The organism is Lysobacter cavernae, from assembly GCF_042648505.1.
GTDB lineage: Bacteria > Pseudomonadota > Gammaproteobacteria > Xanthomonadales > Xanthomonadaceae > Lysobacter_L > Lysobacter_L cavernae.
On record NZ_JBHRXK010000009.1, the window covers coordinates 67,704 to 79,302 of the forward strand.

Annotated in this window: 12 protein-coding genes; 10 read left to right on the forward strand and 2 right to left on the reverse strand. The window is 69.5% G+C overall.

What is annotated here, in order from left to right:
• Window positions 1–160: 160 nt before the first annotated feature.
• The 7 genes from ACFOLC_RS15100 (at window position 161) to ACFOLC_RS15130 (ending at window position 5,740) form a co-directional block, all read left to right on the forward strand.
• Complete coding sequence (locus tag ACFOLC_RS15100) at window positions 161–697, forward strand: hypothetical protein (protein WP_386760089.1); 537 nt, start codon at window positions 161–163, stop codon at window positions 695–697.
• Entirely contained in the window at window positions 694–1,326 is a 633-nt protein-coding gene (locus tag ACFOLC_RS15105; protein ID WP_386760090.1) for a hypothetical protein, read from the forward strand. The genes ACFOLC_RS15100 and ACFOLC_RS15105 overlap by 4 nt, the downstream gene beginning before the upstream one ends.
• Before the next feature lie 29 nt (window positions 1,327–1,355).
• Window positions 1,356–2,207 carry a hypothetical protein gene (locus ACFOLC_RS15110; RefSeq protein ID WP_386760091.1) on the forward strand — a complete coding sequence of 284 codons (852 nt, stop codon included), beginning with the start codon at window positions 1,356–1,358 and terminating at the stop codon, window positions 2,205–2,207.
• An 86-nt stretch (window positions 2,208–2,293) separates the two neighbouring features.
• A complete protein-coding gene (locus ACFOLC_RS15115; RefSeq protein WP_386760092.1) occupies window positions 2,294–3,019 on the forward strand; it encodes a C39 family peptidase in 726 nt (241 codons plus the stop codon).
• A 137-nt stretch (window positions 3,020–3,156) separates the two neighbouring features.
• The gene (locus ACFOLC_RS15120; RefSeq protein WP_386760093.1) at window positions 3,157–3,825 is read left to right on the forward strand and encodes a hypothetical protein; all 669 of its coding nucleotides are present in this window, start codon (window positions 3,157–3,159) and stop codon (window positions 3,823–3,825) included.
• Between the two features lie 54 nt (window positions 3,826–3,879).
• Window positions 3,880–5,193, forward strand: a complete 1,314-nt coding sequence (locus ACFOLC_RS15125; protein WP_386760094.1) for a hypothetical protein — start codon at window positions 3,880–3,882, stop codon at window positions 5,191–5,193.
• Window positions 5,194–5,233: 40 nt separating this feature from the next.
• Window positions 5,234–5,740 (forward strand): YybH family protein, encoded by a 507-nt coding sequence (locus ACFOLC_RS15130; protein ID WP_386760095.1) that lies wholly within the window; start codon window positions 5,234–5,236, stop codon window positions 5,738–5,740.
• A 75-nt stretch (window positions 5,741–5,815) separates the two neighbouring features.
• Here ACFOLC_RS15130 and ACFOLC_RS15135 read toward each other — a convergent pair whose 3' ends face one another.
• Both ACFOLC_RS15135 and ACFOLC_RS15140 read right to left on the reverse strand, forming a co-directional pair.
• Window positions 5,816–7,228, reverse strand: a complete 1,413-nt coding sequence (locus tag ACFOLC_RS15135; RefSeq protein WP_386760096.1) for a sigma-54 dependent transcriptional regulator — start codon at window positions 7,226–7,228, stop codon at window positions 5,816–5,818.
• A gap of 290 nt (window positions 7,229–7,518) precedes the next feature.
• Window positions 7,519–8,559, reverse strand: a complete 1,041-nt coding sequence (locus tag ACFOLC_RS15140; protein ID WP_386760097.1) for a class 1 fructose-bisphosphatase — start codon at window positions 8,557–8,559, stop codon at window positions 7,519–7,521.
• Window positions 8,560–8,721: 162 nt separating this feature from the next.
• Here ACFOLC_RS15140 and ACFOLC_RS15145 point away from each other — a divergent pair, with 162 nt between their 5' ends.
• The 3 genes from ACFOLC_RS15145 to ACFOLC_RS15155 all read left to right on the forward strand — a co-directional run bounded on the left by ACFOLC_RS15145 (window position 8,722) and on the right by ACFOLC_RS15155 (window position 11,362).
• Window positions 8,722–9,327, forward strand: a complete 606-nt coding sequence (locus tag ACFOLC_RS15145) for a hypothetical protein (protein WP_386760098.1) — start codon at window positions 8,722–8,724, stop codon at window positions 9,325–9,327.
• Between the two features lie 18 nt (window positions 9,328–9,345).
• On the forward strand, window positions 9,346–10,614 hold the full coding sequence (locus ACFOLC_RS15150; protein WP_386760099.1) for an NIPSNAP family protein: 1,269 nt from the start codon (window positions 9,346–9,348) through the stop codon (window positions 10,612–10,614).
• Window positions 10,615–10,678: 64 nt separating this feature from the next.
• Entirely contained in the window at window positions 10,679–11,362 is a 684-nt protein-coding gene (locus ACFOLC_RS15155; protein ID WP_386760100.1) for a helix-turn-helix transcriptional regulator, read from the forward strand.
• The last annotated feature ends 237 nt before the right edge of the window (window positions 11,363–11,599 follow it).

Sequence of the window (11,599 nt, forward strand, 5' to 3'; positions counted from 1 at the left end):
TCAGCGCTGCATCGTTTTGACTGCACTCACGCGGTCGCGTGCGGCGAAATCCGTATAAAAACAAATAAAAACAACAAGTTGTGAGTTTGGCATGGAACTCGCGTCGAGTCCGGCTGCTTGCCGCGGCGTTGGCGCTGCGCAAGGCCCGAGGGAATCGACCATGCCCGTTGTCGTACATGCCGCCCGCCGCGATCGCCGACCGTTTGCCTTGTCGTTGGCTGCACTGTGCCTGTGTGCCGGCGCGTTGCAGGCGCAGGAACCGACGGCGGTGCCTGCGGAGCAGGACCGGTTTTCCGACCAGCGCCTGATCGTCATCCGCCAGGTCCAGCCGCGCGTCGCTTACCGGCCGGTGCCGGTCGAGGACCACCCGATCCAGGCGCAGGCCACCACGTTCCCGGGCGAGGTCTTCCACGACACGCTCGGGCAGAGCATCGGCCTGCTGGTCGGCGACGACGCGCTCGGCGAGCGTGGTTCGGCCGGCGTCAATGCCGATCCGGCCACGCCGGCGGCGCTCGACCGCAGCCTGTCCCTGCTCGGCGCGCAGCCGATGGCAGGCGCCGGCACGGCACGGGGCCCCTCTGCGATGCCTGGCGCCTCGATCGGCGGGGCCGTCAGCGGCGCCACCCGCAACCTCGGCAGCACCATCACCCGCAGCCTGGCGCCGGTGATGGGGGCGACGCAGGGACGCGGCCCATGAGCGCGCGGTCGGCAAGCGCGCGCCTGCGCGCGGTGCTCTGCGTCAGTGGGCTGTTGCTCGCGATGCCCGCCGCGGCGCAGACCGCCGCGGTGGGCACGGACCACGCCCGCATCCGCGACGGCGCCGCCACCGGCCTGAGCGGACGCAGCGCGGTCAACCAGGCCGCCGGTGTCGGTAACGCCCAGGCCAACCTCGCGGCGATCGCCGTCGCCGCCGGCTCGCTGGGGCTGACCCGCCTGGATACCACCCAACGCACGGTGGCCGGCGACCGCCGCCGCGCCGCGCATGCCCGGATCGACGGCCAGGCCTTCGCCGGCAGCAGCGGCGCGCTGTCGCTGAACCAGGCCGCCGGCAGCGGCAACGCACAACTGAACCTGTTCGCGATCGGCGACGGCCACGCCGTCACGGTCGCCAACGCCATCGCCGGACTCGACGACACCGCCCTGGCGGCAGTCACCGGCGATACCGCAACTGAGGGGACTGCCGCCCCGCCCGCGATCCGCGAAGCCCGCATCGACAGCGGCGCCTTCCGCGGCAGCCAGGGCGTGGTGCAGGTCAATCAGACGGCCGGGGTCGGCAACGCCTCGACCAACGCCATCGTGCTCCAGCTGCCCGGGGGCGCGTTTTGAACGTGGTAACCATCAACAGGAGTAATGCCATGAAACTGCACCACAGCCTGCTCGCCCTCGCGCTGACCAGCCTGTTCGCTGCCCCGGCGCTGGCCCAGACGGTACCGGACGACGACGACGCCTACCTCGAGAACTGGACCATCATCCATGACCATGTCGACACCGAGGGCCTGGTCTTCATCTACGGCGAGATCCCGGTCTCGGCCCGCTCCGGCGCGGTGGTCGAACAGAGCCAGCTGACCCACGGCTCCGGCAACTACGCCACCGGCGAGAACTTCATGAACGCCGACCTTGGCGAAGGTGCGCTCGATGGCGCTACCGGCAACATCGGCGTCAACGTCGCCGCCGGCGTCGGCAATGCCCAGTCCAACGACGCCGCGCTGTCGTCGATCATTTCCGTCGACGACGCCGACCCGGGCCATCCGGAATCCCTGGCCGAAGGCGACGACCCGGGCGTGTACGCCTCGGCGATGATCTTCTCCGACCAGAAGAGCGACGCCAACTACGCCACGCTGCCCAACAGCATCGTCTACACCGAATGGAACGCCAGCCTGGGTGACGACGCGCTCGCCGGCGCCACCGGCAACATCGGCGTCAACGTCGCGGCCGGTGTCGGCAACGCCCAGTCCAATGCACTGGCGGCCTCGACCAACAGCGCCGGTACCGTCGCCTACGCCACCAGTGACAGTGCGCAGGAAGCCTACTGGAACAGCATCGAGACCGAAGGCGGCACCCAGCACACGCTCAATGCCACGCTCGGCATGGGTGCGCTGGCCGGTGCCACCGGCAACCTCGGTGTCAACGTGGCCGCCGGCGTCGGCAACCTGCAGCACAACAGCCTGGCGATCGCCAGCGCCTCGAGCTGCGTGACCTGCCCGTAACGCCGTGCCTGCAACCACCGGGCGGCGTGGGGCCGCCCGGGCGGTTGCGGGGTTCGCCATCGCCACTCGTCACGGAGTTGACCACCATGGAGTCGGGAATCCGCCGGTACTGCCGCCAGCTGCGCCTGTGGACGGCGGCCGCGCTGTTGGCCGCGACCGCGACCGCGGTGCCGGCGCAGACCGTGATCGATGCCAGCCGCATCGGCAGCGTGCCGATCCAGAAGCAGGTGCGCACGTTCCGCGACCTGCGCTACCGCAACATGGCCCAGCAGCGCTACGACTTCAGCTGCGGCACGGCGGCGCTGGCAACGCTGCTGCGTTACGGCTACGGCTACGCCGATGTCAGCGAGACCGAGCTGATCAAACGCATGATGGTCGGCGCCGATCCGCAGCAGGTGGTGAAGAACGGGTTTTCGATGCTCGACATGAAACGCTACGTCGAGAGCATCGGCCTGCGCGCGCACGGCTTCCGCATCGACGCCGAAGCGCTGTACCGCCTGCAGATGCCGGTGATCACCCTGGTCGAGATCCGCGGCTACCGGCACTTCGTGCTGGTGAAGGGTGCGCAGGCCGGGCGCGTGTTCATCGCCGACCCGGCGCTCGGGCACCGCGTGGTGTACGAGAACGACTTCGTCAAGGACTGGAACGGCATCGTGCTGGCGGTGCTCGACGACCAGCCGATGGCCAGTGATTCGCCGTTGTTGAACGACCGCACCTCGCTGGCGTTGCGCCAGCGCATGGGCGCGCTGGACAGCGCGACCTCGCCGGCACCGGTGGTCGAGTTCGGCCTGGTGCGGATGGACCTGTTTTGAACAGCGTGTGCGGTACCGATCTCGAATCGAGGGCCCTCATGAACAATCGCCAACTCCCCCTAGCCTTGTTTGTGACCCTCGTGGTAGCGGCGGCTCCGGTGTCAGCCGGGGCCGCCCTACCCCCTATCGACACGGCGGTGGTCGACGGCGTCCTGGTCGACGACGCCACCCTCGCCACCGTCACCGGCAAGTACCTGGGTAACGACATGCTGGTCGGCCTGCGCGTGGACCTGGTCTCGCACTGGCGCGGCCCCGACGGCAGCCAGGCCAGCGCGGGCGGTACCTTGCAGGTGGAGCGTACTGCGACCGGCTTCAACGTGCAGATCGACAGCCACAGCGACGCCGTGGCGGGTGATCCCGCTGCAGCGACGGCCGCCGCGAACGCCAGCGCGGTCGGCGGCGACGGCCTCGCCGTCAACGGCATCGGCCAGGTCGTGCAGATCGCCGGCGATGGCAACCGCATGTCCAACGTGGCCTCGATCAGCTTCCGGCCGATGGCAATGGCCGGTGGCGACTTCAACGGCGCCGCCCACAGCAGCCACAGCGCCGGCGCGACCACGGCGGTGGTGAGTTTTTCCGGTGGCGGCGTGCAGGTCGGCGTGAACGGGCCAGGCGGCTTCGTCGGACAAAGCCTCAACGCCGGCGGCGACGGCGGCATCGCCCAGGCCGCGCGCATCGCCGGCAACGACCAGGTCGGCGGCAACTGGATGCACCTGCAGATGCTGACCACCGGGCTGCCGGCGCACTGCCTGCAGCAGCTGGGCGTGCAGCAGGCGCTGGCCGGAATGCAGCAACTGCCGCGTTGAAACCTGGGCACGGCGTCGCCGCAGGACGCGCCACGGACCCACGGAGCTGACGTCATGCGCTTGCACGCTTCCCCGCTGTTTCTGGCCATCGCCCTGGCCCTCCCGGTGCCGGCAGGCCACGCCCAGGACGTGTCCGCGGGCATACAGGCCCAGCTCGACCGCCTCAATGCCCAGGTCGCGCAGCAGCAGAGCGAGCTGACGCAGTTGCGCCAGCAGCTGCGGCAGGTCGAGCTGGCCCAGCAGCGCGGCCGCGGCCTGCAGGAGCCCGCGACGGCACCGACCGCGCTGGCGGCCCAGTCGGCCGCTCCTGCCACCGCGCCGGCGCTTCCGGCCGCTGCCGTGGCGCAGCAGACCGACCCGGCCGCGCCGGTGCAACAGATCGGCGAGGTGCAGCGCGAGGACGACGAGGCGCGCCGTGCCCAGGACAAGGCGCTGGTGGTGCGCGAGCACGCGCCGTTGTTCGAGCGCAAGTTCACCTTCGACGCCGGCTTCAGCTACAGCTATTACGACCGCCGCCAACTCGCGCTCAGTGGCTTCCTCGCCCTGGACGCGATCTTCCTCGGCACGATCAACCTCGACCAGGCCAAGGCCACCACCTACACGATCGACCTCACCGGCCGTTTCGGCGTGACCGACCGCCTCAGCCTCGAGGCCAGCGTGCCCTACGTCTACCGCGACAGCCGCTTCGTCAGTGGCGGCGCCGGCGGTGCCGCCTCGCAGATCAGCGAGGCCAACCTGAGCTCGAACGGCATCGGCGACGCCAGCATCGCGGCCTACTACCAGTTCGTGAAGGAGACGGCGCGCTGGCCCGACATCGTCGGCAGCGTGCGCGTGCGCGGGCCGAGCGGGCGCGACCCGTTCGGGCTCAAGCTGATCCAGGCCAACGACGACAACACCAACCTGATCCTGCCCGAGGACCTGCCGACCGGCACCGGCCTGTGGAGCGCGACCGCCAACGTGTCGGTGCTGCGCAGCTACGACCCGGTGATCCTGTTCGGCAACCTCGGCTACACCTACAGCAAACCGGAGGATTTCGACGACATCTCGCCGGTGCTGAACCAGGTTTCGCCGGCCGAGGTGGCGCTGGGCCACACCCTGCAGCTCAGCGGCGGCCTGGCGATCGCGCTCAACGACCGCTCCGCTGTCAGCTTCAGCGTGTCATCGGCCTTGCAGGCGGCGACCCACACCCGTGCGCCGGGTGGCGAGGAGCTGCGCGTTCCCGGCAGCTCCAGCAACAGCACCGCGTTCAACATCGGTGGCACCTACACGCTGCCGTCGGGCTGGATCTTCAACGGCCAGCTCGCCGCGGGCCTGACCCCGGACGCACCCAACTTCGTGTTCGGCCTGCACGCCTCGCGGATGTACTGATCGCCCGCGCACGCAGCAGATCAATGACGGGATGCGGGACATGAAGAACCTTCGCTGTGTCCTCACGGCCCTTGCCGCAGCGGTGGGCTTGACCCTGGTGGCGGTCCCATTCCTGGCCGCGCAGACCCCGACGGCCGAGGCGGACCTTCAGGCGACGCTGATCCAGCAGGACGCGGCGCAGGTGGAGTTCCACAACGGGCGGCCCGCCGCCGTCAAGGCGCTGTGGTCGCACGCGCAGGACGTCACCCTCACCGGCGGTGCCGGCGGCGGCATCGAGAAAGGCTGGAAAAATGTCAGCGCCCGGCTCGACTGGGCCAGCGCGCAGTACACCAAGGGCGCGCAGACCAACGAACGGGTCAAGGTCGCGGTGAGCGGCGATTTCGCGTACGTCGTGCAGTACGAGCACATCCGCTTCCACGTCCCCGGCAAGGCCAATGAGAGCAAGCGCGACTACCGGGTGACCACCGTGTTCCGGCGCGAACCGGCGGGTTGGCGGGTGGTGCATCGCCACGCCGATACGCTGTTGACCCGGCAAACGCCGCGCTGAGCGTTGTTGCGATCACAGCACGGCCTGACATGGCCGTTGTACGTGACCAATGCTCACGCCGCCTGAGGCCGCGCCTCACGCCGCGCTGATCGTGTTGGATGCGCCCGGTTCGGCCATGCGCAGGCCGTGCCGCTGCATCAGCCGGTACAGGGTGACGCGCGACACGCCCAGTTCGCGCGCGGCATCGACCAGGCGGCCGCGGTTGCGTTGCAGGGCGCGTTCGATCGCGTCGCGGGTGGCCGTGTCGCGCACCTCGTCCAGGGTCGGCGGCGCCGCCAGCGCCGCGCTGTCGATGTGCAGATCGGTGGCGGTGATCAGGCGGCCTTCGGCCATCACCACGGCCTGGCGCACGCGGTTGATCAACTCGCGCACGTTGCCGGGCCAGGGATGGCTGTGCAGGGCGTGGCGCGCGCACGGCGCGAAACCCTTGAGCGTGCGCTGGCCCTCTTGCGAATAGCGCTGCAGCGCGTGGTCGGCGAGGCGGTCGATGTCGCTGCCGCGGTCGCGCAGCGGTGGCTGCTGCAGGCGCAGCACGCACAAACGGTGGTACAGGTCGGCGCGGAAGCGGCCGTCGGCGACGGCAGCGTCGAGGTCGTGGTGGGTGGCCGAGATGATGCGCACGTCGATCGGGATCTGCTCGTGGCCGCCGAGCCGTTCGATGCTGCCCTGCTGCAGGAAGCGCAGCAGCGACGCCTGGCTCTCCAGCGGCAGGTCGCCGATCTCGTCGAGGAACAGCGTGCCGCCGTTGGCCATCTCGATGCGGCCGAGCTTGCGCTGCTGCGCACCGGTGAAGGCGCCGCGCTCGTAGCCGAACAGTTCCGACTGGATCAGGCTGTGCGGAATCGAGCCGCAGTTGATCGCCACGAACGGGTGTGCGTGCCGGCGCGAGTGCCGGTGCACCGCCATCGCCGCCAGTTCCTTGCCGGTGCCGGTCTCGCCGGCGATGAACACCGGCGCCTCGGTCAGTGCGGCCTTGCGCAGCGTCCGGCACAGCACCTTCATCGCCGGGCTTTCGCCGATCATGCCGTCGAAGCCGGCCTCGCTGGTGCCGTCGCCGTGCTCGCAGGTCAGCACGGCCATGCCGTGGGCGTGGCCGATCACGGTGTCGAGCACCGCCTCCGGGCACGGCAGGGTCACGTAGTCGTAGCAGTAATCGCGGATCAGCTGACGCACCAGCTCCTCGTCGAGCTGGCTGGCGTCGACACCGGCGACCCAGCCGACGTTGGTGGCCGACAACGCCGCGCCGAATTCGGTCAGGTCGTGCTGGCTGAAGCCGTCGCGCAGGTCGAGCAGGGCCGCGTGCGGCTGCTGCGGCGCGCGCTGCAGCAGCCGCAGCACGGCGCGCGCGTCGTTGGCACGGCGCAGGTTCCAGCCCAGGTGCTGCAGGCGGGCCATCGCCATCGCGCGCTCGCCATTGCGACTCACATAGATGAGTTCGCGGCCGCTGGATGCTCTGGTTGCGGTTTCGTTCGGTCCTTCGTTCGACATCTCCCCCACCTCGCCTGGGCGCCGTGCGGCCTGATCGGGTACAGCGATCGCCGACAGGCAGAGTTATCAACGAGAGCGGTGACGACGAGCGGTCATTGTAATGACGGCGAAACGCAGGCAGATGCACACGCTCGTGCAAGCACGAAGCGCGCCAATCATGTTCATGTTGCGTGTTGCGTGTTGCGTGTTGCGTGTTGCGTGTCGCGTGTCGCGACGCCGCGCGAGCGAGTCCTGCGTGTACCGGACTGGCGATGTTGAAAACGTCCTGCACGGGCGTTTTCAACCATCGGTCAACCGCGCGCGTCGTGCTCGTGGTGGTAGCGCACGGCGGCATCCACTTCGTGCCGGGAGCCGAGGAACACCGGCACGCGCTGGTGCAGGCCGGTCGGCGGCACCTCGAGCATGCGCTGGCGGCCGGTGCTGGCGGCGCCGCCGGCCTGCTCGACCAGGAAGCTCATCGGGTTGGCCTCGTACATCAGCCGCAGCTTGCCGCCCTTGGCCGCGCACTTGCTGTCGAGCGGGTAGCTGAAGATGCCACCGCGGGTGAGGATGCGGTGCACGTCGGCGACCATCGAGGCGACCCAGCGCATGTTGAAGTCCTTGCCGCGCGGACCTTCGCTGCCGGCCAGCAGGTCGCCGACGTAGGCCTGCATCGGCGCTTCCCAGAAACGCTGGTTGGACATGTTGACCGCGAACTCGCGGGTCTCTTCCGGAATGCGCATGCCGCGCGTGGTCAGCATGAAGCTGCCGACCTCGCGATCGAGGGTGAACGCGTGCGTGCCGTTGCCGATGGTCAACACCAGCATCGTGCTCGGGCCGTAGGTGCAGTAGCCGGCGGCGACCTGGGCAGTGCCCGGCTGCAGGTAATGCTCGTCCTGCGCCTGGGTCACGCCCTCGGGGCAACGCAGCACCGAGAAGATCGTGCCGACCGAGATGTTGACGTCAATGTTGGACGAGCCGTCGAGGGGATCGAACAGCAGCAGGTAGTTGCCACGCGGGTAGACGTCGGGGGCGAGATCCGAAATGGGCTGGCTGTGGTCCATCTCCTCCGAGGCCAGGCCGGCCAGATGGCCGCCCCAGGCGTTGGCCTCGAGCAGGATCTCGTTGCTGAGCACGTCGAGCTTCTTCTGCGCCTCGCCCTGGATATTGCCCGTGCCGGCATCACCGAGCACACCGCCGAGCGCGCCCTTGCCGACCGCGATCGAGATCGTCTTGCAGGCGCGCGCGACGACTTCGATCAGCAGCCGCGCATCGGCGTTGATGCGGCCAGCGCGTTGCTCCTCGATCAGGTAGCGGGTGAGCGAGACCGAATGCGGCGAAGGGGTCGACATGGGACGGCAACCGACAACAAAAGGGCCGCCATTGTCGCCGATGGCCCGGTTGCCGCGCAGCCGGGCCGCCTTTCATCGACACCGAAACGCTGCTGACAGGCCGTTGGCAGCAGCCCCGGCGCAGCCTGTACGCGTGCAATCGGCACGCCAACGGGTGCGACGATGGACCGGCAACGACGACTGATCCTGCAGTGGGGCGTGGGCGTGAACGCGGCGGCGCTGGCGCTGGCGGCGGGTGCGCACGCAACGGTGCCGACGTTGGCGGGATTGACGACGGCGTCTTCACCGCCGGCCACGCCGACGCGCGACGGCCGCCACGACTTCGACTTCTACCACGGCCGCTGGCGGGTGCAGAACCGCCGCCTGCGCCGGCGCCTGGCCGGCAGCGACGACTGGGACGAGTTCGAGGCCACCGACGAATGTCGGCCGGTGCTGGCCGGCCTCGGCAGCGTCGACCATTACGTCACCGCCTGGGGCGGCGGCATCACCGGTTTCGCGCTGCGGCTGTACCGGCCGCAGACGCGGCAGTGGTTCGTTTACTGGGCCAGTGACCGCGACGGCGTGCTGGAGCCGCCGCTGGTCGGCGCGTTTGCCGACGGTGTCGGCGTGTTCGAGGGCAGCGAGGCGCACGAAGGCCGGATGCTGCCGTCGCGCGCGACCTGGTCGCGCATCACCGCCGACAGCGTGCACTGGCAGCAGGCGCTGTCGCCCGACAACGGCCGCAGCTGGGAAACCAACTGGGTCATGCAGATGACCCGCATCGGTTAGACGAGAGGACGCACGACGATGAACGCAGCAGTCCACCACGCGCCGGTCGTGATCGACGACGGCCGCCACGATTTCGATTTCCTGCACGGCCGCTGGCAGATCCGCAACGAGCGCCTGCACCAGCGCCTGGTCGGCAGTGACGATTGGGAAACCTTCGAGGCCAGCCAGGTCTGCCAGCCGGTGCTGGGCGGGCTGGGCAACATCGACGACTTCGTCAGCCAGTGGCAACCGCCGGGCCTCGACGCCGCACCGGGCGGGCGCTTCATCGGCATGAGCCTGCGCCTGTTCCAGCCGGAGTCGCGGCAGTGGAGCATCTACTGGGCCGGCAACCACGACGGCGTGCTGGACGCGCCGGTGATCGGCCGTTTCGAGGGCGGGGTCGGCACGTTCTACGGCCACCTCGAACACGAGGGCCGGCCGGTACTGGCGCGTTTCACCTGGGACGCGATCGGTGCCAATGCCGCGCACTGGCAGCAGGCGTTCTCGCTCGACGGTGGCCGCAGCTGGGAAACCAACTGGCACATGTGGTTCCGCCGCCTCGACGATGCCGGTCGCCTGGTTCACGACGATGCCGTGATCGAGCTGCGCCAGTACACGCTGCAGCCTGGACGACGCGAGGACCTCGTCGCGTTGTTCGAGCGCGAGTTCATCGAACCGCAGGAAGCGGTCGGCATGCACCTGCTCGGCCAGTTCCGCGACCTTGATGCGCCCGACCGCCTCGTCTGGCTGCGCGGCTTCGCCGACATGCCGGCGCGCGCGGCCGCGTTGACCGCTTTCTACGACGGCCCGAGCTGGCGGCGCCACCGCGACGCCGCCAACGCCACCCTGCTCGACAACGACGACGTGCTGCTGCTGCGACCAGCGCGGCCGGGTGCGGGGTTCGCCGCGGCCACCGACATGCGACCGGGCACCGGCCGCACCGCCGCCGCGGGCGTGATCGAAGCCGGCATCTGTGCGCTCGACACACCGGCACCGGAGGGTTTTCTCGCCGTGTTCGAGCAGACCCTGGCGCCGCGCTTGCAGGCGGCCGGAGCCGAGCTGATCGCGATCTATCTCACCGAGCCGAGCGCGAACACCTACCCGCGCCTGCCGGTGCGCGAGGGCGAGCCGGTGCTGGTGTGGTTTGCGCGATTTGCCGACGTCGACGCGCACCACCGCTACGAAGCGGCACTGGTCGCCGATGCGCAATGGCGCGAGGTCATCGCCCGTGCGCTGATGGACGGTCTGCGGCAACCGCCGCAACGCTTGCGCCTGGCGCCGACGCCACGCTCGGAGCTGCGCGCATGAGACCGGCATCGCCGATCGCACCGTTGTGCATTGAGTGCCGTGGTCGCCCGCGCGATCATGGCGCATGCGCCGCGCCGACCGACTGTTCCTGCTGATCCATGCCCTGCGTGGCCGCCGTTCCGCGATCACCGCGCAGCGCCTGGCCGAAACGCTCGGCGTCTCCCTGCGCACGGTCTATCGCGACGTCGCCGACCTGCAACGCTCGGGCGTGCCGATCGAGGGCGAGGCCGGCGTCGGCTACCTGCTGCGCAAGGGCTCGGACATCCCGCCGCTGATGTTCACGCCCGACGAGCTCGAAGCGCTGGTGGTCGGCACGCGTTTCGTGCGCGCATTCGGCGGCGTTCGCCTGGGCCGCGAGGCCGCGGCGGCGCTGCTCAAGATCGAGGCGGTGTTGCCACCGGAGCTGCGCGAGCGCAGCGAACGCACGCGCATCTTCGCGCCGCAGGTCCACCGCCTGGAGAACAGTGGCCTGATCGACGCCTTGCACGCGGCGGTGACGGCGGCGCAGGTGCTGCGCATGAACTACCGCGACAACGACGCGCGCACCAGCGAGCGCGAGGTCGAACCGTTGTGCCTGGCGTTCTGGGGCGGCTCGTGGACGCTGGGCGCGTGGTGCCGGCTGCGTGGCGACTTCCGCAACTTCCGCCCGGACCGCATCGTCGATTACGCGGCGACCGGTGAGACGTTCGTGGAAAGCCGTGAGCGCGGGTTGGAGGCGTATCTACGCGCGGCGGGGACAGCGCGTTAAAGCACTACAAGATCGGCTTTATCGGGATGGACGTATTGGTGCGCTATCGACCCAGGCTGTGCGAAAACTCAAATCCAGGTCGTAATCGGCTGAATCCGTGTCCTACGGAGGAGCCAGCGGCGCTACAGCGAGGGGGGGGGCCACCGCCGCCCTCCCGGCCGGCGACTTCAGCTGGCGCTTTGTGAGCGCTGAGGATTGTCGCCGGAGGCGGCGTTTTTTGGCAAAAAGAACGCTCTT